This is a genomic window from Pseudescherichia vulneris NBRC 102420, assembly GCF_000759795.1.
Classification (GTDB): domain Bacteria; phylum Pseudomonadota; class Gammaproteobacteria; order Enterobacterales; family Enterobacteriaceae; genus Pseudescherichia; species Pseudescherichia vulneris.
Genome location: NZ_BBMZ01000002.1, coordinates 407,064 through 428,231 on the forward strand (window position 1 = coordinate 407,064; position 21,168 = coordinate 428,231).

A 21,168-nucleotide genomic window follows, 5' to 3' on the forward strand; every position below is an offset into this window, starting at 1 on the left:
TAGTTATGAGAAGCCTAACGCATTTTGGGACTGTCATAAACCGTGAAAGCCAGTCACAAGGACTGGCTTTACGATTAGCGGGAATTCACGGCTCGCTACGGACGCCGACGTCCCATGAACAGGCTGACCAGGAACAGAATGATCCCGACAACAAAAACAATTTTTGCTGCACCTGCTGCCGTACCGGCCAGGCCACCAAAGCCCAGAGCAGCGGCGATTAACGCGATAACCAGAAATATAATGCCCCAACGAAACATAAGATTCTCCTTTCCTTTACCATAGTTAACGTTACCGCTGTTAGTGAGCGCTCAGGCTACTCACCGGCGATACTTACTCGGTGTGATGCTCACGTCCCCCGTTACACTGCGGGGGATCGCATTATGAGATTACTTGTTAACTTTAAGATCGTTTTTCACACTTTTCACACCATCGACCGCTTTGGAGATGCTCTCCGCACGTTCGATTTGTGCCTGGGAGTCCACCGTACCGGACAGCTGGACCACACCATCGGTGGTTTCAACTTTCACTTTACGTGCCGGAACGATGTCATCAGCTAACAGCTTAGCTTTAATTTCGCTGGTGGTAGCAGTATCACCTGCATAGCCCTTCACAGAAGAGTCTTTGCCGTCACGCACGTGCAGCTTATCGCTCACGGACTTAACGCCCTCAACCTGTTTAGTGACTTTCACCGCTTCTTCAGCCTGCGCCTGGCTCTCAACGAAACCGCTCAGGGTGACAACAGCTTTGTCAGTCTTGACGGAGATGTCGGTGCTCTTAATGCTGTCGTGATCGACCAGCGCTGCTTTAACTTTGGCGGTGATCGCGCTGTCGTCCATGAAGTTACCGACTTTATTCATAGAGCTATCGATTTTTTCACCTGCGCTGTGCGCCGAAGATTGCGCTTTGTCAGTTGCGCTGGTCTCTGCCATGGCAGAACCGCTTGCAACAACAGAACCTAATACAACAGCCAGCAGGGTTTTAGAAATCTTCAGTCTTGTCATAGTCATCGATCTATTCCTTTCAGTTTGCCCACGTTTTGGGCTTTGAGCAGCCATCAAGGCCACTTTGCTGCTAAGGTGAATAACACCCTGTCGTACAGCGATTAATCATGTGACTAAAAAAGAGTGTGGGATGAAACGCTTTTATTCACGCATTGAACAGTGCATTCATCCACACGTCTGGTAATCACTTTGTTAAATATAGCCAACAATTTGAAAAGCGCTTGGGGGAGAAGATAAAAAACAGGCGATAAAAGCAAAAAGTGGGCTAATTAAGAACATTCCGCAAGGGACTAATAAGACAGGGAAAGTGACAGAGCACGGCGGCTGCCGTGCCCTGGAGAGCAGAGGTGATTAGTGTTCGCGCGTTTTACGGAACTGAACGTCAGGGTAACGCTCCTGGGTCAGGTTCAGGTTGACCATGGTCGGCGCGATGTAGGTCAGGTTATCCCCACCGTCCAGCGCCAGCTGGATCTCGTTTTTACGTTTGAACTCTTCGAATTTCTTCACGTCGCTGCACTCTACCCAGCGGGCGGTCGCCACGTTAACCGATTCGTAGATCGCTTCCACGTTGTATTCGCTCTTCAGGCGCGCAACCACCACGTCGAACTGCAGCACCCCGACCGCACCGACGATCAGATCGTTGTTGGCAATCGGACGGAACACCTGTACCGCACCCTCTTCCGAGAGCTGAACCAGCCCTTTGAGCAGCTGCTTCTGCTTCAGCGGATCGCGCAGGCGGATGCGACGGAACAGCTCAGGGGCAAAGTTCGGGATACCGGTGAACTTCATCATTTCGCCCTGGGTGAAGGTATCGCCGATCTGGATCGTGCCGTGGTTGTGCAGGCCGATGATATCCCCCGGATACGCCTCTTCAACGTGCGAACGGTCGCCCGCCATAAAGGTCAGCGCGTCAGAGATCACCACATCCTTGCCGATACGCACCTGGCGTAGCTTCATGCCTTTTTCATATTTCCCGGAAACGACGCGCAGGAACGCCACGCGGTCACGGTGTTTCGGATCCATGTTGGCCTGAATTTTAAAGACGAAGCCGGAGAACTTCTCCTCTTTAGCTTCCACTTCACGGGTATCGGTTTTACGCGGCATTGGCGTCGGTGCCCACTCGACCAGACCGTCCAGCATATGGTCAACGCCGAAGTTACCCAGCGCGGTACCAAAGAACACCGGGGTAATTTCACCGGCCAGGAAGAGATCTTTATCGAACTCGTGAGACGCGCCCTTCACCAGCTCAAGCTCGTCACGCAGCTGCGCGGCCAGCTCTTCACCTACCGCCACGTCGAGATCCGGATTATCCAGCCCCTTAACAATACGGACTTCCTGGATGGTGTGCCCTTTACCGGTCTGGTACAGGTAGGTTTCATCTTTATAAAGGTGGTAAACGCCTTTAAACAGCTTCCCACAGCCAATCGGCCAGGTAATCGGTGCGCAGGCAATCTTCAGCTCGCTCTCAACTTCGTCCATCACTTCCATCGGGTCACGGATGTCACGGTCGAGCTTGTTCATAAAGGTCAGGATCGGCGTATCGCGCAGACGGGTAACTTCCATCAGCTTGCGGGTACGATCCTCAACGCCTTTCGCGGCATCGATCACCATCAGGCAGCAGTCCACCGCCGTCAGGGTACGGTAGGTATCTTCAGAGAAGTCTTCGTGCCCCGGGGTATCCAGCAGGTTTACCAGGCAGTCGTGATAGGGGAACTGCATCACGGAGGTAGTGATCGAGATCCCACGCTGCTTTTCCATCTCCATCCAGTCGGATTTTGCGTGCTGGCTCGAGCCACGGCCTTTTACCGTACCGGCGGTCTGGATTGCCTGTCCGAACAGCAGCACTTTCTCAGTGATGGTGGTTTTACCGGCGTCCGGGTGAGAGATAATGGCAAAAGTACGGCGCTTGGCCACCTCTTGCAGATAAGGAGACAACGTCATAATTGAATCTTCTTAGTAAACGTGGCGCATCGCCACGCATGTTGAATACGAAAAATTGCGGCTATTTTACCCATCAATAGGGGGGAGGCAATCAGTGTTTACACAGGCGTTGCTCCAGTTCGCTCAACGAGGTCACGGTCCAGGTCGGGTTGATCCCCTCCGGCAGCGTGCGGTTGTGTGCATTGAGCCAGCAGGTGGCTAATCCGGCATTCATGCCACCCAGAATATCGGACTCGGCGGTATCGCCCACCATCAGCACACGGGAACGCGCGGGATTGCCCGCCTGCTCCAGCGCGTAATCAAAGATATGCGGATGCGGCTTCGCCACGCCAACCTGCTCGGAGATCACAATCAGGTCAAAATGGTCACGCAGGCCGGTGCGCTCCAGGCGAATTTGCTGTAGCGCGGTAAAGCCGTTGGTAATAATGCCCATCTTGCACTTGCCCTGCAGGGCGTTCAGCAGCGAGACCGCGCCCGGCAGCGGGGCGCAAATTTCGGCCATCGCGTTAACAAAGGCGCTGTTAAGATCGCCCGGCTGCACGCTGAGGCGGTCAGCCCAGCTCTGGAAACGCTGATGCTGAAGCTGCAAAGAGGTGATAGCGCCGTTCTGGTAATCCACCCACAGCGGCTTATTGATCGCCTGGTAGTCCTGAAAATCTTCAGCGGTAAAGGTCACGCTGTAGTCGAGAAACATCCGCTGTAGTCCGCTGAATGAGTCGAAGGTAAACAGCGTTTCGTCGGCATCAAAGAAGATCCAGTCCCAGTTCATTACATTACCTTTTCTATTAAAGCGGCAAAGCCATAATTACGGCGTCTTCGCGCCCGTCAGCGGTTGGATAGTAGTTGCGGCGAATTGTCGCCTCGTTAAAGCCCAGGCTCTCATAGAGGGCGATAGCCGCCGCGTTTGAGGCCCGCACCTCCAGCCACAGCGTCAGTACGTCACGTTTTTCCAGCTCGCTAATAAGATGCTCAAGCAGCGCACGCCCCAGTCCCCGGCGCTGAAACGCGGGATCGACCGCGATATTAAACAGCGTCGCTTCGTCAAGAACGACCTGGGTAATGGCAAACGCCGCCAGCGTCTCGTCAACCGTCAGGCCCAGGTTCAGGTAGCGTTCACCCTGATTACTGGCGAAGGTTTTTTCGCTCCAGGGAAAAGCATGGGCGCGTTGCTCAATGGCAAAAGCGTGGGTGAGGTCAGCCGTGCTGAGGGAAGAAATCGTGTTCATACTCGCAGATTTGTCGCCATAGGTCGGCTCGTGCCGCCGGGTTTGCCCGCAGTTCATCGAGCGCGGGAGAGTGGACGCGTGCGCCTTCCAGCGTCAGCGCCTCGTGAGTGCCCAGCAGCCAGCTGTTACAGCGGCTCTCCGGGGGCAGCATCGCCACGCGATCGGGGGTCAGCTGCAGCACCTGATCCGGGGTTATCGTCAGCGCCCGCAGGATATCGCCCACCAGCGGCTCGCTGAGCGCCGGGAGCGCGTTTGACACCATCACCAGACGGATATGCGCGGGCAGTGACACAGCGACTTCGCCCTGCAACGCCGCAGGCAGGCGCAAAGACCACTGGGTAATGCCCAGCTGCTGTAGCTGCCAGTCGCGTCGGGAAATCATAGCGGGTCACTCCTGTATGTCAGGCGCGCAAATATAGCAAATTCGTCGTATCTGCGCCAACAAACAACTATAATCCAGCGCTGAGTTTATTAAGGAGCTGTTTCATGTCTGCTTTAACCCCGGCAAGTGAAGTCTTGCTGCGTCACAGTGATGATTTCGAAGAGAGCCGCGTTCTGTTTGCCGGAGATATGCAGGACGACCTGCCCGCGCGTCTGGATACCGCTGAGAGCCGCGCCCATACCCAACAGTTTCACCACTGGCAGGTGCTGAGCCGCCAGCTGGGCGACAACGCCCGCTTTAGCCTCGTGGCTGAACAGGCCGACGTGGGCGACAGCGATACGCTGATCTATTACTGGCCGAAGAACAAGCCGGAAGCCCAGTTCCAGCTGATGAACATCCTCTCCCTGCTGCCGCTGGGCACCGATATTTTTGTCGTCGGCGAGAACCGCAGCGGCGTGCGCAGCGCCGAGCAGATGCTGGCGGAGTACTGCCCGCTGAACAAAGTGGACAGCGCGCGCCGCTGCGGCCTGTACCATGGTCGTCTGGAGAAGCAGCCTGCGTTTGATGCCGCCGCGTTTGGTGGGAGCTATACGCTGGACGACCTGACTATCCATACTCTGCCGGGCGTGTTCAGCCGTGATGGCCTCGACAGCGGCAGCCAGCTGCTGCTCTCTACCCTGACGCCGCACACCAAAGGCAAGGTGCTGGATATCGGCTGCGGCGCGGGCGTGCTCTCTGCGGTGCTGGCCAGCCACTCACCGAAGGTTCGCCTGACGCTCTGTGACGTCAGCGCCCCGGCGGTGGAAGCCAGCCGCGCGACCCTCGCCGCAAACGGCTTTGAGGGCGAGGTCTTTGCCAGCAACGTCTTCTCTGAGGTGACCGGACGTTACGATATGATCATCTCTAACCCGCCGTTCCACGATGGTTTGCAGACCAGCCTGGAGGCAGCGCAGACGCTGATCCGCGGCGCGGTACGCCATCTGAACAGCGGCGGCGAGCTGCGTATTGTGGCTAACGCCTTCCTGCCTTATCCGCAGGTGCTGGACGAAACCTTTGGCTTCCACGAAGTGCTGGCCCAGACCGGGCGGTTTAAGGTTTACCGTACGGTAATGACCCGCCAGGCGAAGCGTTAATCAGATTCGGCCAGCCCAGAGGCCCGGTAAGCGCAGCGCCACCGGGCGCTGCTGGCCGTTCGCGATGAATTTTGCAGCAGTTATTCTATCCCACACAATTAACTGTTGACGAACGGTATAAAACATCTAGAATGCGCCTCCGTGGTTACGATACTTTAAAAGTATCGATGGTCTGCGAAGGTGGCGGAATTGGTAGACGCGCTAGCTTCAGGTGTTAGTGTCCTTACGGATGTGGGGGTTCGAGTCCCCCCCCTCGCACCATAAATCACGATTGATATTGCTCGCACTGGGCGAAGGTGGCGGAATTGGTAGACGCGCTAGCTTCAGGTGTTAGTGTCCTTTGGATGTGGGGGTTCGAGTCCCCCCCCTCGCACCAACGAGGCGATATCAAAAGCAAAAAGTAAGATAGCTGTGCGAAGGTGGCGGAATTGGTAGACGCGCTAGCTTCAGGTGTTAGTGTCCTTTGGATGTGGGGGTTCGAGTCCCCCCCCTCGCACCACTTATCTTGCTCTCCCCGGTACGACTTCTCCTGTTTCACCCTATTTTCATATTCATTACCATCAGCATTATCCCGCCAGTCAGGCGATCCCGATATCACCACTCCCCACCCACTTGCCAGCCTGCGGTCACACTACTGCATGAACTTTCTACATCTGTTAATGACAGACATTCATGAAGGTGATAAATTGTGCGCCTCGGAAAATACATAACAATTTCTTAATCTTTTTTCGCGAATTTTTACTCACGCGTTATTTCTCATTTTGCCAACCATAACTTTTTATATATTGCAGATTAATAACGACATTACACATGACAGCACAATCCTGGCATAACCTCTGTAACAAGAAATATCAATTATCGCTGCGGTTATTCTTGTTTCTCAATGCCGTTTCGGCCCTCTTCTCATACCTGCTGCCGCTGAGCAGCGCCAAAGGCGTGACGCTGCCGCTCGGGCTGCTCTTCACCGCTAGCGTTGCGCTGCTGCTGTGGCATGGATGGCAAGCAGAGAAGAAAATAAATATACCGCTCATTTCGCTCGTATTTGGCAGCCTGTGGGCGTGGCATGTTAGCGTCAAATATTCCGTTATCGGCCACCAGGATCCGGCTTATCTTTTAATTGCGCTATTAAGCGTATTATTCATTGGAACTATCGCTTTCTCTAACAATATCAGCGCGTTTATCTTGCATTCCCTGCCGGTCAGCGTGGCCTGCCTCTGGCTTAGCGACGGTAACGCCTGGTTAAGGGTGCTCTACTGCTTCGCCCTGCCGGTCGTCGGCATCGCCATCCAGCATGTTATTCAGCGCCGTAATGAAAGCTTTGCCCAGGATCTCATGTACAGGCTGCTGGATGAGCGTAAAACCCTGAACGATTTAAGCATGCTCGATCCGCTGACCGGCCTCTATAACCGCCGCGGCCTGCAAAATAAGCTCGATAACCTGCTCGCCCATGATGACGGCAGACAGTTCGTGCTGCTGCTGGATATCGACCACTTTAAGGCCTACAACGATCACTACGGCCATATGATGGGTGACCAGGCGCTGATCCGTGTTTCTGCCGCTATCCGTGACGCCGTGCGCTCCCGGGATATCGTGGCCCGCTTCGGCGGCGAGGAGTTTATGATCCTGCTGAGCAACGTCGATCTGGAGCACGCCCGCACTACTGCCGAGCGCATTCGCCAGCAGGTTTTCGATCTCAAGATCCCGCATATGTTTAATGAGAGCGTGGCAACCAACGTCACGGTGAGCATCGGTATCGCCCCGCTGCTCGACGAAGATATTGAGGATGCGCTGGGCAAAGCGGATAAGGCGCTATATGAAGCGAAGCATTTAGGCCGCAACTCTATTCTGGTCAGCGGCGAGCTACAGATGGCGTAAACGCAAACAGACGGGCATTTAGCGACAAAAATGTTGCGCTTGCGTCTGCCTGTGGTTAGGATTGGCAATCATTATCATTTAGATTCCGGTCTAACCTCCTATGGCGCAACGTTCCGAACTGCTGGCAAACGATCTGATTTGGCGAACCCCGCTGTATAGCGCTGCGCCAACGCTTGCCAATGCTTTACGCGAAACCCTGTCCAGCCAGCGTCCGCACATGCTGGAGGTTATCCGTCTCGATGAGCCACCGCCGCACCAGGCGATGACTCTGGCGCAGTGGCAGCGCCCCGCCGCGCTGCGCACGCTGCTGGCCGACTACGCCGATCATATCTACCGTAACCAGCCGCATCTGCCTCGCGAAGGGAAACCGCTTCTCTCGCTGTGGGCGCAGTGGTATCTGGGCCTGCTGGTTCCGCCGCTGATGCTGGCCCTGCTGGCGCACGACACCGCGCTGGATCTCTCCCCGGAACATTTTCACGTTGAATTCCATGAAACGGGCCGCGCGGCCTGCTTCTGGGCCGACGTGCATGCCGATCGTTACACCACGCTGTTAGACGATCGTGGCCGCATCGAGAAGCTCATCGTCTCGGCAATGCTGCCGGTCGTTCAGGCGCTGGAAGCGACCGGCGAGATCAACGGCAAGCTTATCTGGAGCAATACGGGTTATCTCATCAACTGGTATCTGAATGAGATGAAGCCGCTGCTCGGCGATGCCAGAGTGAGCGCCCTGCGTCAGCTCTGCTTTTTCGATAAAACGCTGACAAACGGCATTGATAACCCACTCTGGCGCACCGTGGTGCTGCGTGAAGGCGTGCTGACGCGTCGTACCTGCTGTCAGCGCTACCGCCTGCCGGATGTCCAGCAGTGCGGCGACTGTACGCTTAAATAACTCTCACGCGACCTGCTGACTTTCACCCTCTGCGCGCTGTGACTCCTGCGCCTCCTGCTCCAGAAGCTGTTTCTCGTACACTTTGAAGAACGGGAAGTAGATCACGGCGGAGACCACGGCCAGCAGAACGACAAGGATGGCCGCCCGGTAGTCCCAGCCCAGCGCCCAGGCTGCACCAATCGGTGCCGGTGCAGTCCAGGGAACCACGGCAATCACCCGACCAATCAGATCCATTTTCATTGCGCCCCAGGCAATCACCGAGTTAACCAGCGGTGCGAGCAGGAAGGGGATAAAAAAGACCGGGTTCATGACGATAGGCGTGCCAAAGATAACCGGCTCGTTAATATTAAAGAAGCTGGGGACAATGCTAAGCCGCCCGATCGAGCGCAGGTGTACAGATCGGCTACGCAGATAGCAGATCACTAGCCCCATAGTCGCCCCGGAGCCCCCCACGACAATAAAGAACGTCCAGAACGCTTCCATAAAGATGTGCGGCAGCGGCGCGCCCTGCGCCAGTGCGGTCTGGTTCATCCCCAGGTTGGTTAACCAGAACATCTGCAACATGCCGGAGACGATAGCCGCCCCGTGAATGCCTGCGAACCACAGCAGGTGGCCAATCAGCACCGCCAGCAGAATGGCAGGCAGCGAGTCCGCGGCGGCCACCAGCGGCTTGAATAGCGCCATAATCGCCTGGGGGATCAGCACCGAGAACTCTGACTGAATAAACAGGCTCAGCGGGTAAAGCGTCAGCACCACGACCAATACCGGGATCAGCAGATCGAACGAGTTTTTAATCATCGGCGGCACCTGGTCCGGCAGACGGATCCCGATGTTATGCGCTTTTAGAAAGCGCATCAGCTCCACGCAGTAGATGGCGACCAGGATAGCGGTAAAGATCCCGGTGCCGCCGAGGCTATGCACCGGCAAGGCGCTATCGGTTTTTGGCGCGGCTACCAGCAGAAAGGCCATCAGCGAGAGCATGGCGCACATGAAGGGGTCGAGCTGGTGCGACTTTACATAGTGCTTGCCGAGGTTATAGGCGATGGCGGCACAGATGTAGATCGACATGATCCCCATGGTCATATCGAACGGGGTGAGGATCCGCCCCTCATACTGCTTGGCCAGATCGAGCCAGCCGCGGGCGAAGCCCCAGGTGGTATCCGGTGAAAATGGGGGATAGGCAAAAATAAGCAGGAAGGAGCCGACAATCATAAAGGGCATTGCCGAGATAAAACCATCACGAATTGCCATCACATGACGCTGAGCAGAGATGCGTCCGGCAATGGGGCTGACATAATTTTCAACAAAACGGAAGATCAGGTTAAACGCAGCGTGGTTGGCAGACATTTGGCTCTCCGGTCAGGCGAAAAATGGAATGGCAAAATGAGTATTAGCCTCCGATCTGCACTGTGCAACCGGTTACTGTAACCGGTTTCCGTGATTGTGAAGAGGATCGATAATCGGCCTGGCACCCCGTGCATAACCAGGATTTACCTCACAGTTAGGCCGATATCCGTCGTCGGGGTGAAGTAGGCTTATTCAGCGTTTTTTGCATCTGTATAAGAATGTCCGCAGCGTAGAGCAGTTCTGCATCGTTACGTACGCCCAATTTCGTCATAAGACTCAGCTTATAGGCACGAATGACCTTGATATTGCGCTTGAAGTAGCAGGCAATATCTACAATCGAGTACCCCTTTGTGGTACAAAAAATAATGTCACGCTCGGTCTGGCTCAGCACCTCGTCATCGCTGAAATACCAGAGATTGAGCTCGTTATCGTTTCGCTGCTGGTTCTCGTTGAGCCACTTCCACAGCTGCTGACGCATCACCTCTAGCGGCGCTGTTTTACTGAGAATGCCGTGCAGTGACGTAGGTGAAAAACGGCTTACCAGCCGCTCTTCCATCTCATTCCCGGCCAGCACAATACGCAGCCTATCGGGGTAGTTTTTTTCCATATGGTTTAGCGCTCTCAGACACTCTAGCCTTTCCGTTCTGATACCCGATAGCGAGTAAATAAGTGAAAAGAAAGGTGTCCACACTATGGCTCTGAGGAACGTCGCGTAATCCTTAAAAAAGTGAAACTGAAAATGTGCCGTCGCTGCGTGTGGAAATAGCTGACTTAGTCCAGTTTCGCTTATGGCACATCGCTCAATAATGGCAACGTGTTTGCTTTTTCCGCTTTTTTCCATTGCCCATCATCTCCGTAGGTTATATTTAAATTCAATATACTTGCGCCCTGACTACTATTAATCCACGCAAATAGCTCGGCATTACTGCGTAAACAGAGACGGCGCATGGCGCTATTTTTTTGTGCACTCACCGTTTTATTACTCTTTTTCAGCATGGCTGCAATTTGATTAATACCCCATCCTTTACCAAGAAGTCGTAATACCTGTCTTTCCGAATAGGTTAGAGAGACGGGAGGTATGTTTTCATCATGGATGTCGCCATCATGTGGGGATAACAGTACCTCGCTGATTTCGCCTGCGCGCCGACTGCCGCTACGGATGGCATTAATTATCCCGTCGAGAGGTTCCATGCTGGAAAGGAGCGTACTCTCCGAACGTAACAGCTGCTCTACCGCCATGGGATAGACCTGCAGTGGAACCATAAAAATCCAATGATTTTCAGTAAGATGCATCATCATCGCGGCGTACTCCCTGCAGGCGCTGCGCGCCTTGTGCAGATCGTTGGTGAGATCGACAAATACAACGCTTGCGCGCTGTAGCAGAGAGAACGTGACCTCCTGCCGGGTAGAGCAGCAGACAACTTCATACTCATGAAAAGCATCGTCCATAATAGCAACAAAACCGCGCTGTATTAGCGGCGCTTTGCTTATTATCACTGCGCACCTATATTTTTCTGGTAACATACCACCTCCGCTTTCATTCAAAAAACCAGGAGTTATTTATTCGCTCATTGAAATAATTTCCGTGAATAAAAAACGATCGAATAAACTTTTTGTACAGCTTTAGCACTGTAGACAAAGCACAGGATTAAGATTACGTGTAACCGTTTTATCGTGTCGACTGACGTCAGTCATCAGAGGGAGCATGTTTCTCCCTACCCTAATATTGCACATCTTTACTGGAAAAAATAATGGCTGACACCTTAAAAAAGTAAAATATAGAGTAAGCAAATTTAAATATATAGATAACGTGAATGTAAAATTGGGTTTGTTCGGGTCAATAGCGCGCCGTAACCGGATCAAATCGCCAGCATCAAGATAAATTGATTAATTAGCTAAATATTGATCTATCACAGCGCCGTTCGGGTAGCACGTTGTGTTAAAAATAGGTTTTCTATTTCACCCTATGGGTATTTCGCTACGCTAGCGAGGCATCTTATGCAAGCAGATCGGGATCAACAGCGGGCCGTAACGCGACTGTGCATTCAGTGCGGCCTTCTCCTGTTACAGCACGGTGCGGAGAGCGCGCTGGTGGAGGAGCTCTCTACCCGTCTTGGCCTCGCGCTAAGCATGGATAGCGTCGAGAGCGCCATCGCCGCGAACGCCATTGTGCTCACCACCATTCAGAACGGCCAATGCCTGACCTCGACGCGTAAAAACCGCGATCGAGGCATCAACATGCATGTGGTCACTGAGGTGCAGCACATCGTCATTATGACCGAGCATAAGCTGCTGGATGCGAGAGGCGTCGAGCGACGCTTTAACCAGATTAAGCCGCTGCGCTATTCGCGCTGGCTCGTCACGCTGGCGGTTGGCCTCTCCTGCGCCTGCTTCTGCAAACTGAATAACGGCGGCTGGGATGGGGCAGCCATCACCTTCTGTGCCAGCAGCGTCGCCATGTACGTGCGCCTGACGCTGGCCCAGCGGCATCTGCATCCGCAGATCAACTTCTGCCTGACGGCCTTTGTGGCTACCACCGTCTCAGGGCTGCTGCTTACCCTGCCCGCCTTCGCCCACACGTCAACGGTCGCGATGGCGGCCAGCGTCCTGCTGCTGGTTCCCGGCTTTCCGCTGATTAACGCCGTTGCCGACATGTTTAAAGGCCATATCAATACCGGACTGGCACGCTGGGCCATTGCCAGCCTGTTGACGCTGGCAACCTGTATCGGGGTGGTGATGGCCATGACGCTGTGGGGGCTACGCGGATGGGTGTAACTGATTTTCTGCTGGCGCTGGCGCAGGACATGATCCTCTCCGCTATTCCTGCCGTTGGCTTTGCCATGGTGTTCAACGTGCCGCAGCGTGCCCTGCCCTGGTGTGCGCTGCTGGGTGCCATTGGCCACGGCGCGCGAATGGTGATGATGACCAGCGGCATCAACATTGAATGGTCCACCTTTGTTGCTGCCATGCTGGTTGGCTGCATCGGCATCCGCTGGTCACGCTGGTATCTTGCCCATCCCAAGGTCTTTACCGTTGCGGCGGTGATCCCGATGTTTCCGGGCATCTCGGCCTATACGGCGATGATCTCCGCGGTGAAGATAGGCCATTTGGGCTACAGCGAAACGCTGATGATCCTGCTGCTGACCAACTTTCTCAAGGCCACCTCCATTGTGGCAGCGCTCTCTGTCGGTCTGTCAGTACCTGGATTGTGGCTCTACCGGAAGCGCCCCCGCGTTTGAGGTTTGTGTTCTGCCTGCGCCGTGGTAATAATCCCTGTTCCTGTTGCGGCCAAAAAGAGGCGGATGTGAAGCACGACGGCGTTTATTTACCGGAGAAACTGGACGAGTCTAGCCTGAAGGACAAAATCTTCACCAGTGCCATTGAGCTATTTGCCGAGTATGGTCTGAACGGTGCCCGCATGGAGCAGATCGCCGAGAAGGCGGGCACCACCAAACGGATGGTGGTTTACCATTTTAAGACCAAAGAGACCCTCTATTTGCAGGTGCTTGAGTATGTTTATACCCAGATCCGCGCCAGCGAAACGCGGCTTAACCTGACGCGCCTGCCACCGGTGGAGGCGATGGTTGAACTGGTAGAAAGCACCTTTGATTATCATGCTGCGCATCCCGATTTTATTCGCATTATCTGTATGGAGAACATGCAGCGCGGACGCTACATGCAGCAGTCAGAGTATCTGCGCAAGGTAAACCGCAGCGCGCTGGTCCTGCTGGAGGATATTTTACAGCGCGGCCAGCAAAAGCAGCTTTTCAGCCGCAGCGTGAATGCCCGCGACGTGCACCGTCTGATGAGCAGCTTCAGCTTCCACTACGTGGCGAACAGCTACACCTTTACGCTGCTGTTTGAAGAGGGTGCAGATAGCCAGGCCCAGCAGGCGCACTATCGTGCAATGGCGGTGCAGGTGGTGCTGCGCTATGTCTGTCCGTGATGGGGTGACTTGTCACAAAAATATAACTTGCAATTAAATCGTGCACTATCTATATTCATTGCATGAAGACGAAATCGACGGCTCCGGCAGATGCGCCGCTGGCCCTGAATAATCAGCTCTGCTTTGCGCTCTACTCCGCAAACCTGGCGCTGAATAAACTCTATCGGCAGCTGCTGGCGCCGTTAGGCCTCACCTACCCGCAGTATTTGGTCATGCTGGTACTGTGGGAGCGGGACGACATTACCGTGTCAGAGATTGGCGAGCAGCTGTTTCTCGACTCTGCCACCCTGACACCGCTGCTGAAACGCCTGGAGAGCGCCGGGCTGATTGTTCGCCAGCGCTCGCGTCAGGATGAACGCCAGGTCGCCGTCACTCTGACCGAATCGGGACGGGCGCTGCATGAGAAGGCGCTTGCTATTCCAGAGTCGGTACGCTGTGCCGCCGCCTGCGATACAGATTCACTGGCCGCCCTTCAGCACGAGCTGGAGACGCTGCGCCACCAGCTTCACAAGGCATAGACTTAACACAGTATAGCGCCGTCGTTGACGGCCTTATACGCAACATATAAATAGCGCGCTATTTTATAGCGCATATAGCGATAACAGCGAAAATAAGGAACCTGCCATGTCTTTAGAAAAAGTAGTTTACACCGCAAAAGCCAAAGCAACCGGTGGCCGTGACGGCCGTGCGACCTCCTCTGACGGCGTACTGGACGTGCAGCTGGGCGTACCGAAAGAGATGGGCGGCATGGGCGGCAACGTCACTAACCCAGAGCAGCTGTTTGCTGCGGGCTACTCCGCCTGCTTCCTCGGCGCGATGAAATTTGTTGCTGGCCGCGACAAAATCGCCATGCCCAAAGAGGCCTTTGTTGAAGGCGAAGTCGGCATCGGGCCGCTGCCAACCGGTTTTGGCATCGAAGCGAAGCTGAATATTCACCTGCCGGGTATGGATGCGGCCGAAGCGCAGAAGCTGGTCGACGCAGCGCATATCGTCTGCCCTTACTCTAACGCCACCCGCAACAACATCGATGTCACGCTGAACATTATCGCCTAATACGTTCGCGAGGCCGGGCGGCGCGACGCTTGCCTGGCCTATAAAAGCGCCCCCTCTCTGTGCTACTATGAGCACATATCACCCGCGGATCTTTCCGCTCTGTTTTTAGCTTGAGATAGCGCTATGTCTTCCAGAATCCTCTCCACCAATGTCATCGGTATCGACGCGTTTATGCACGATCACGCCCGCGTCCTGAGCCAGTCCCGTGACGGGACGGTGGCTGTTTTTGCTGATAACGCCCCGGCGTTTTATGCCCTGACGCCCGCGCGTCTGGCGCAGCTGCTGGAACTGGAAGCCCGATTGCAGCGCCCGGCCAGCGATATCGCGCTCGATCAGCAGTTTTTTAGCGAGCCGACCGACGCGCCCCCCAGCGTGCCGATGGGGAAATTCGCCATGTATGCAGGCTGGCAGCCGGATCCCGATTTTCAGCGCCTGGCCGCACTGTGGGGCATCGCCCTGAACCAGCCCGTGACCCACGAAGAGCTGGCCTCGTTTGTCACCTACTGGCAGGCCGAGGGTAAAGTTTTCCATCATATGCAGTGGCAGCAGAAGCTGGCCCGCAGCGTGCAGATTGGCCGCGGTAGCCTGACAGGCGCCGTTAAGCGCGATATCAACGCGGTTTCCGAGCCGGATAACCAGGTTCCCCCAGGTTTCAGAGGTTAATCATGAAAGACGTCGGCGAAATGATGAAGCGTTTGCAAAAGATGATGCCTGCCCACGTGAAGCCGGCGTTTACCACCGGTGAAGAGCTGCTGGCCTGGCAAAAAGAGCAGGGCGAGATCCGCTCGGCGGCGCTCGCCCGGGAAAATCGGGCGATGAAGATGCAGCGTACCTTCAACCGCTCCGGCATCCGTCCTCTGCATCAGAACTGCTCTTTTGATAACTATAAGGTTGAAAATGAGGGGCAGATGAACGCCCTGAGCAAGGCGCGCCAGTATGTCGAGGAGTTCGACGGCAACATTGCCAGCTTTGTCTTCTCCGGCAAGCCCGGCACCGGCAAAAACCATCTTGCGGCGGCGATCTGCAACGAGCTGCTGCTGCGCGGCAAGTCTGTACTGATCATTACCGTGGCCGACATCATGTCGGCCATGAAAGAGACCTTCAGCAGTCGGGAAACCAGCGAAGAGCAGCTGATCAACGATCTCAGCATGGTCGATCTGCTGGTGATCGACGAGATCGGCGTCCAGTCGGAGTCACGCTACGAGAAGGTGATCATCAACCAGATTGTCGATCGCCGCTCCTCCTCCAAGCGCCCGACCGGCATGCTGACCAACAACAACGTGGCGGACATGACCCGACTGCTTGGCGAACGGGTGATGGATCGCATGCGTCTTGGCAACAGCCTGTGGGTTAACTTTAACTGGGATAGCTACCGCAGCCGCGTTACCGGCAAAGAGTATTAAGAGCTTTCCTGGCGCGGCCTGGCGGGTCTCCCGGTATATACTGCCCAGGTCCATCCTAACGGGTTATGCCACATGAAATCAGCCAAACGTTTACTGTGCAGCGTCGCGATCGCCAGCGCCCTGCTCTCTTCCCTCTCCCACGCCGCCACCTGGCAGGAGCAGCTGAACAGCGCAGCTAGCCAGCTGAGCCAGAATTCCGGGTCAACCACGTCGACGCAGCAGAGCGGGACCTCGCTCTCCGCCCTTGGCGGCCTGCTGAACAGCGGTAACCAGGCGCTGAGCGCTGACACCATGAATAACGCCGCGGGCATCATGGGATACTGCGCCAAAAACAAGCTGGCCTCGGTGACCAGCGCGGAGAATATCAAAAGCCAGGTGCTGGAGAAGCTGGGCCTGAGTGCGCCGGAGCAGAAGGAAGATACTAACTTCCTGGAGGGCCTGCAGGGGATGCTCAACACCAAAGACGGTGAGCAGCTGAATCTGAATAATATCGGCAGCACGCCGCTGGCAGAGAAGGTGAAAACCAAGGCCTGCGACCTGGTGCTGAAGCAAGGCATGAACTTCCTCTCCTGATTATCACGCCTTAACGCGTCTGCCCATCCTGCAAGGCAGGCGCGCCTCCCTTACGAAATGAGACATCGCTCATAAAACCCCTCTCTCTAAACCTTTTCTTAATAGAATGTAGTGAGTGTGACGCTAGAATTGCAGCTATGTGAATTCGCCATTAAAGTGTTTTTCCTGCAACATTTCGGCTGCTGCTATTGAGGATCGACCGTTGTCTGAATTTCTCTCTCTTGTGCTGTTTATTGCCTCGATAGCTATCTACTCTCTGAAGGCAGGCCGCAATACCTGGTGGTTTACCGCGATCCTTGCCGTACTGGGCTGCTTTGTGGTGCTCAATATCGCGCTCTACGCCAGCGACTACTTCACCGGCGACGGCATTAACGACGCGGTGCTTTACACCATCACTAACAGCCTGACCGGTGCGGGCGTGAGCAAGTATATTCTGCCGGGCGCAGCACTGGTCATCGGCCTGCTGGCACTCTTTTTTGCCCTCGGCTGGATCCTGCGCCGTCGCCGCCATCACCCGCTGCACGTTGGCTATAGCCTGCTGGCGCTGCTGCTGGCCCTGGGTTCGGTCGATGCCAGCCCGGCTTTTCGACAGATCACCGAGCTGGTCAAGTCCCAGTCCAGGGCGGGCGATCCCGACTTCGCGGTCTGGTATAAAGAGCCCGCGAAAAGCATTCCGCAGCCCGCCCTTAACCTGGTCTATATCTACGGCGAGAGCCTGGAGCGCACCTACTTTGATAGCGCGGCCTTTCCTGGCCTGACGCCAGAGCTGGGCGCACTGAAAGATGAGGGGCTGGATTTCACCCATACCGCGCAGCTGCCGGGCACCGACTACACCATTGCCGGGATGGTCGCCTCCCAGTGCGGCATTCCGCTGTTTGCGCCCTTCGAGGGTAACGCCTCGGCCTCAATGTCGAGCTTCTTCCCGCACAACCTCTGTCTCGGCGATATCCTGAAGAACTCCGGCTACGAGAACCACTTTGTGCAGGGAGCCAACCTGCGCTTTGCCGGGAAAGATGTATTTTTAAAATCCCACGGCTTTGACCACCTTATTGGGGCGGAAGAGCTGAAAGGCCGTGTTGCCGATCCAACCTACCGCAACGACTGGGGCTTCTACGATGACACCGTCCTGGACGAGGTGTGGCAGCAGTATCAGCAGCTCTCCCAGAGCGGGAAACGCTTCTCGCTGTTTGCCCTGACCGTTGATACCCATCACCCGGACGGCTTTGTCTCCCGCAGCTGCGAGCGGAAAAGCTACGCCATCGACGGCAAAGCAAACCAGTCCTTTAGCGCAGTGACCTGTAGCCAGCAGCATATCGCCGCGCTGATCAACAAGATCAAAGCCTCGCCGTGGTTTAAAGATACGGTGATTGTGGTCTCCTCCGATCATCTGGCGATGAACAACACCGCGTGGAAGTACCTCAGCAAGCAGGATCGTAACAACCTCTTCTTTGTGCTGCGCGGCGACCAGCCTACCCAGGACGTTATCGGCCTGAAGCGTAACACCATGGATAACGGTGCCACGGTGCTGGATATTCTCGGCGGGGATAACTTCCTTGGGTTGGGACGCAGCAGCCTCTCGGGCCAGTCGCTCTCCCAGTCGTTCCTGAACATGAAAGAGAAGGTGCTGGCGTGGAAGCCGGATATCATCCGCCTGTGGAACTTCCCGACAGAGATGAAGGAGTTCACCGTCGAGCGCGACAAGGAGATGATTGCGTTTTCCGGTAGCCGTTTCCGCCTGCCGCTGCTGATCCGCGTCTCGGACCAGCGCGTAGAGCCGCTGCCAGAGAGCGAGTACTCTGCGCCGCTGCGCTTCCAGCTCGCCGACTTCGCGCCACGGGATAACTTTGTCTGGGTCGATCGCTGCTACAAGATGGCGCAGATGTGGGCCCAGCAGTTGGCGCTCTCCACCGACTGGTGCGTCTCGCAGGGTCAGCTGGGCGGTCAGCAAAGGGTACAGCACGTCGACAGCGCCCAGTGGCAAGGCAAAACCGCGTTTAAGGATACGGTCATCGACACCGCCCGCTATCAGCGCAACGTGGATATGCTCAAGGTGGTAGATAATGACGTTCGCTATAAGGCAGACAGCTTTATCTTTAACGTGGCGGGCGCGCCGGAAGAGGTGAAGCAGTTTAGCGGCATCTCTCGCCCGGAGAGCTGGGGGCGCTGGTCCAACGCGCAGCTGGGTGAAGAGGTGAAGATTGAGTACAACGCGCCGCTGCCGGAAAATTTCGATCTGGTTATCACGGCTAAAGCCTATGGCCCGAACGCCAACAAACCAATCCCGGTGCGGATAGGTGATAGTGAGCAGACACTAACTTTAGGCAATGAGGTCTCTACCACCACGCTGCGGTTCCATAACCCGTCGCATAGCAATACGCTGACGATTGTGCCGCCGGATCCGCAGTCTACCAACGAAGGGAATATTCTCGGCCACTCACCGCGCAGATTAGGAATTGGGATGGTGGAGATTAAGGTGGTAAAAACCGAGGGCTAGCTGTTTTGTGTGAGCAGCATGAGTAGGCCGGGTAAGCGCAGCGCCACCCGGCGTTATTACAACTTAGAAGGTTTCCCAGTTATCGCCCGCGTCGGCAACGGCCGGTTTGCGGGTCGCCAGCGGCGCTGAGGCTTTGGCGATGATAGCCTGGTCACGGGCCTCTTTACGCTGATCCTGCATAATACGGAACACCGCTACGGCCTGGGTCAGACGGCTCGCCTGCTCTTCCAGCGCCGCCGCGGCTGCGGCAGATTCCTGTACCAGCGAGGCGTTCTGCTGGGTAACGCGATCCATCTCGGCAACCGCCAGGCCCACCTGGTCGATACCGCGGCTCTGCTCGTCGGACGCAGAGGCGATTTCGCCCATGATGTCTGTTACGCGGGTCACCGCATTGACGATCTCGTCCATGGTCTCACCGGCGCTCTCAACCAGGGTTGAACCCAGCTCGACGCGGCCTACGGAGTCTTCGATCAGGCTCTTAATTTCGCGAGCGGCCTGGGCGCTGCGCTGGGCCAGGTTACGTACTTCACCTGCCACCACCGCAAAACCACGGCCCTGCTCACCGGCACGTGCCGCTTCTACCGCCGCGTTCAGCGCCAGGATGTTGGTCTGGAAAGCGATGCCGTCGATCACGCTGATGATGTCAGCGATTTTCTGCGAGCTGCCAGCGATGTCACGCATAGTCTGTACCACGTTATCCACCACTTTGCCGCCCTTCTGCGCGGTCTCAGAGGCGCTAAGTGCCAGATGGCTCGCCTGACGGGCGTTTTCGGCGTTCTGCTTCACGGTCGCGGTCAGCTCTTCCATGCTGGCAGCGGTCTCTTCCAGAGAAGCAGCCTGCTGCTCGGTACGGGAGGAGAGATCGTTGTTGCCCATCGCGATTTCGCTTGCGCCGCTGTAGATCTCGTTCGCACCGGTACGTACCGTACCCACGGTACGCATCAGCTCGCCCTGCATGTGACGCAGGCTTTCTGCCAGCTGGCCCATCTCGTTAGCACCGTGCACGTCGATCTTCTGCACCAGATCGCCGCCAGCGATATGGCGGATGCTCTCCACCAGACGGTTGAGCGGGGAGATCAGCACGTTTTTAATACCGAACCAGACGGCAACAATCACCGCCAGCACGGCCAGCAGCACGCCGATAATGATCCAGATCGCCAGGCTGTAGGAGTTGTTGTTGTCCTCGACGGCGAGGTCATAAAGATGGTCATTCTGCTTCAGGAACTCAACGTACTCTTTCTCGAATCCATCCTGGTAACCCTGGGTTGGCTGGTCAAAGAACTCGTTGATTTTGCCTGCGCCCAGCAGCTGGATAAGCTCAGCCAGCGCACCGTGATAGATATCATACTGGCGCTTGATCTCCTGGGTTACGGCATCGTTCTGACGCGGATCGTGCGGCAGAGCCTGATACTCGTTCCAGCGCTGCTCCGCCTGTTTCAGGGAGGCGCTGGCAATCTGCATCAGCTCGGCAACGGTGGTGCCGCTGCCGATGTTGTTCTGATCCATCATGTAGCGGATCCCGGCACGGTTAAGCGTGTTACGGGTCTGCAGCAGGGCAACCCAGCTGCCGTTGAGCGTAGACTGCTGCTCACGGATGGTTTGCAGAACGGTGAAGTTATCTTTGTCGTGTTTCAGCGCGCTGAAGAACAGTCCGCCGGAGGTGATTTGTAACAGGCCAAATAGTGCAAGGACCAGAAGTAAACTGGTCACAATTTTGATACGGTTTAACATGTTTTCTCATTCCTTTAGAGGGATAACAGTTTTTCGGCCTGGAACAGGAAAACTTTACCGAATAGTTGTGTGGTGTAGTCGTTGAAACGTGATCCTGAAGATGGGGCTAGTCTACTAAAGGAGAGCCAGTAGCAACCAAGCCTCTGCACTTGCTGACATTTTTAGGAGTGCACT

Annotated in this window: 22 protein-coding genes and 3 tRNA genes; 15 read left to right on the top strand and 10 right to left on the bottom strand. The window is 55.7% G+C overall.

The window, feature by feature from the left end; genetic code table 11:
- Positions 1-95 precede the first annotated feature (95 nt).
- From EV102420_RS21025 to EV102420_RS02060, 6 genes are all read right to left on the bottom strand, one after another.
- The gene (locus EV102420_RS21025; protein ID WP_002437547.1) at positions 96-257 is read right to left on the bottom strand and encodes a DUF1328 domain-containing protein; all 162 of its coding nucleotides are present in this window, start codon (positions 255-257) and stop codon (positions 96-98) included.
- A gap of 129 nt (positions 258-386) precedes the next feature.
- Positions 387-1,007 carry a molecular chaperone OsmY gene (gene osmY, locus EV102420_RS02040; RefSeq protein WP_042388246.1) on the bottom strand — a complete coding sequence of 207 codons (621 nt, stop codon included), beginning with the start codon at positions 1,005-1,007 and terminating at the stop codon, positions 387-389.
- 345 nt (positions 1,008-1,352) lie between these two features.
- Positions 1,353-2,942, bottom strand: coding sequence for a peptide chain release factor 3 (gene prfC, locus EV102420_RS02045; protein ID WP_042388248.1), 1,590 nt, complete (start codon positions 2,940-2,942; stop codon positions 1,353-1,355).
- Between the two features lie 91 nt (positions 2,943-3,033).
- Positions 3,034-3,711: a pyrimidine 5'-nucleotidase gene (gene yjjG / locus EV102420_RS02050; protein WP_042388250.1), complete on the bottom strand. Its 678-nt coding sequence runs from the start codon at positions 3,709-3,711 to the stop codon at positions 3,034-3,036.
- A gap of 16 nt (positions 3,712-3,727) precedes the next feature.
- Positions 3,728-4,168: a ribosomal protein S18-alanine N-acetyltransferase gene (rimI, locus tag EV102420_RS02055; RefSeq protein ID WP_042388252.1), complete on the bottom strand. Its 441-nt coding sequence runs from the start codon at positions 4,166-4,168 to the stop codon at positions 3,728-3,730.
- Positions 4,137-4,550: a DNA polymerase III subunit psi gene (locus tag EV102420_RS02060; protein WP_042388254.1), complete on the bottom strand. Its 414-nt coding sequence runs from the start codon at positions 4,548-4,550 to the stop codon at positions 4,137-4,139. The genes rimI and EV102420_RS02060 overlap by 32 nt, the downstream gene beginning before the upstream one ends.
- Positions 4,551-4,654: 104 nt before the next feature.
- Between EV102420_RS02060 and rsmC the strand changes: the two genes are divergently transcribed.
- The 6 genes from rsmC to fhuF all read left to right on the top strand — a co-directional run bounded on the left by rsmC (position 4,655) and on the right by fhuF (position 8,447).
- Positions 4,655-5,683, top strand: a complete 1,029-nt coding sequence (gene rsmC, locus EV102420_RS02065; protein WP_042388257.1) for a 16S rRNA (guanine(1207)-N(2))-methyltransferase RsmC — start codon at positions 4,655-4,657, stop codon at positions 5,681-5,683.
- A 174-nt stretch (positions 5,684-5,857) separates the two neighbouring features.
- Positions 5,858-5,944 (top strand) — tRNA-Leu (locus EV102420_RS02070).
- 29 nt (positions 5,945-5,973) lie between these two features.
- A tRNA-Leu gene (locus EV102420_RS02075) sits at positions 5,974-6,059 on the top strand.
- 37 nt (positions 6,060-6,096) lie between these two features.
- A tRNA-Leu gene (locus EV102420_RS02080) sits at positions 6,097-6,182 on the top strand.
- A 311-nt stretch (positions 6,183-6,493) separates the two neighbouring features.
- Positions 6,494-7,558 (top strand): GGDEF domain-containing protein, encoded by a 1,065-nt coding sequence (locus EV102420_RS02085; protein WP_042388259.1) that lies wholly within the window; start codon positions 6,494-6,496, stop codon positions 7,556-7,558.
- A 100-nt stretch (positions 7,559-7,658) separates the two neighbouring features.
- Positions 7,659-8,447: a siderophore-iron reductase FhuF gene (gene fhuF / locus EV102420_RS02090; RefSeq protein ID WP_042388261.1), complete on the top strand. Its 789-nt coding sequence runs from the start codon at positions 7,659-7,661 to the stop codon at positions 8,445-8,447.
- Between the two features lie 3 nt (positions 8,448-8,450).
- On the opposite strand, the gene EV102420_RS02095 is transcribed toward fhuF, so the two are convergent.
- The 3 genes from EV102420_RS02095 to EV102420_RS02105 form a co-directional block, all read right to left on the bottom strand.
- Entirely contained in the window at positions 8,451-9,794 is a 1,344-nt protein-coding gene (locus tag EV102420_RS02095) for a PTS sugar transporter subunit IIC (RefSeq protein WP_042388263.1), read from the bottom strand.
- A gap of 154 nt (positions 9,795-9,948) precedes the next feature.
- Complete coding sequence (gene bglJ / locus EV102420_RS02100; protein ID WP_072015170.1) at positions 9,949-10,635, bottom strand: DNA-binding transcriptional activator BglJ; 687 nt, start codon at positions 10,633-10,635, stop codon at positions 9,949-9,951.
- A complete protein-coding gene (locus tag EV102420_RS02105) occupies positions 10,581-11,318 on the bottom strand; it encodes a helix-turn-helix domain-containing protein (protein ID WP_042388268.1) in 738 nt (245 codons plus the stop codon). Before EV102420_RS02105 ends, bglJ begins: the two co-directional genes overlap by 55 nt.
- 474 nt (positions 11,319-11,792) lie before the next feature.
- Here EV102420_RS02105 and EV102420_RS02110 point away from each other — a divergent pair, with 474 nt between their 5' ends.
- The 9 genes from EV102420_RS02110 to opgB all read left to right on the top strand — a co-directional run bounded on the left by EV102420_RS02110 (position 11,793) and on the right by opgB (position 19,263).
- On the top strand, positions 11,793-12,569 hold the full coding sequence (locus tag EV102420_RS02110; protein ID WP_042388270.1) for a threonine/serine exporter family protein: 777 nt from the start codon (positions 11,793-11,795) through the stop codon (positions 12,567-12,569).
- Positions 12,560-13,033, top strand: a complete 474-nt coding sequence (locus tag EV102420_RS02115) for a threonine/serine exporter (protein WP_042388273.1) — start codon at positions 12,560-12,562, stop codon at positions 13,031-13,033. The genes EV102420_RS02110 and EV102420_RS02115 overlap by 10 nt, the downstream gene beginning before the upstream one ends.
- Positions 13,034-13,098: 65 nt before the next feature.
- Positions 13,099-13,740, top strand: coding sequence for a TetR/AcrR family transcriptional regulator (locus tag EV102420_RS02120; protein WP_042388275.1), 642 nt, complete (start codon positions 13,099-13,101; stop codon positions 13,738-13,740).
- Between the two features lie 62 nt (positions 13,741-13,802).
- Complete coding sequence (locus EV102420_RS02125; protein ID WP_042388277.1) at positions 13,803-14,258, top strand: MarR family winged helix-turn-helix transcriptional regulator; 456 nt, start codon at positions 13,803-13,805, stop codon at positions 14,256-14,258.
- Positions 14,259-14,364: 106 nt separating this feature from the next.
- Complete coding sequence (locus tag EV102420_RS02130; protein ID WP_042388279.1) at positions 14,365-14,793, top strand: organic hydroperoxide resistance protein; 429 nt, start codon at positions 14,365-14,367, stop codon at positions 14,791-14,793.
- A gap of 123 nt (positions 14,794-14,916) precedes the next feature.
- A complete protein-coding gene (dnaT, locus tag EV102420_RS02135) occupies positions 14,917-15,456 on the top strand; it encodes a primosomal protein DnaT (RefSeq protein ID WP_042388281.1) in 540 nt (179 codons plus the stop codon).
- A 2-nt stretch (positions 15,457-15,458) separates the two neighbouring features.
- Positions 15,459-16,196: a replicative helicase loader DnaC gene (dnaC, locus tag EV102420_RS02140; RefSeq protein ID WP_042388284.1), complete on the top strand. Its 738-nt coding sequence runs from the start codon at positions 15,459-15,461 to the stop codon at positions 16,194-16,196.
- A gap of 72 nt (positions 16,197-16,268) precedes the next feature.
- A complete protein-coding gene (locus tag EV102420_RS02145; RefSeq protein ID WP_042388288.1) occupies positions 16,269-16,769 on the top strand; it encodes a YjjA family protein in 501 nt (166 codons plus the stop codon).
- 202 nt (positions 16,770-16,971) lie between these two features.
- A complete protein-coding gene (gene opgB / locus EV102420_RS02150; protein ID WP_042388290.1) occupies positions 16,972-19,263 on the top strand; it encodes a phosphatidylglycerol--membrane-oligosaccharide glycerophosphotransferase in 2,292 nt (763 codons plus the stop codon).
- Positions 19,264-19,326: 63 nt separating this feature from the next.
- Here the strand turns inward: opgB and tsr are convergent, their stop codons facing one another.
- Positions 19,327-20,994, bottom strand: a complete 1,668-nt coding sequence (gene tsr, locus EV102420_RS02155) for a methyl-accepting chemotaxis protein (protein WP_042388291.1) — start codon at positions 20,992-20,994, stop codon at positions 19,327-19,329.
- Positions 20,995-21,168: the final 174 nt, after the last annotated feature.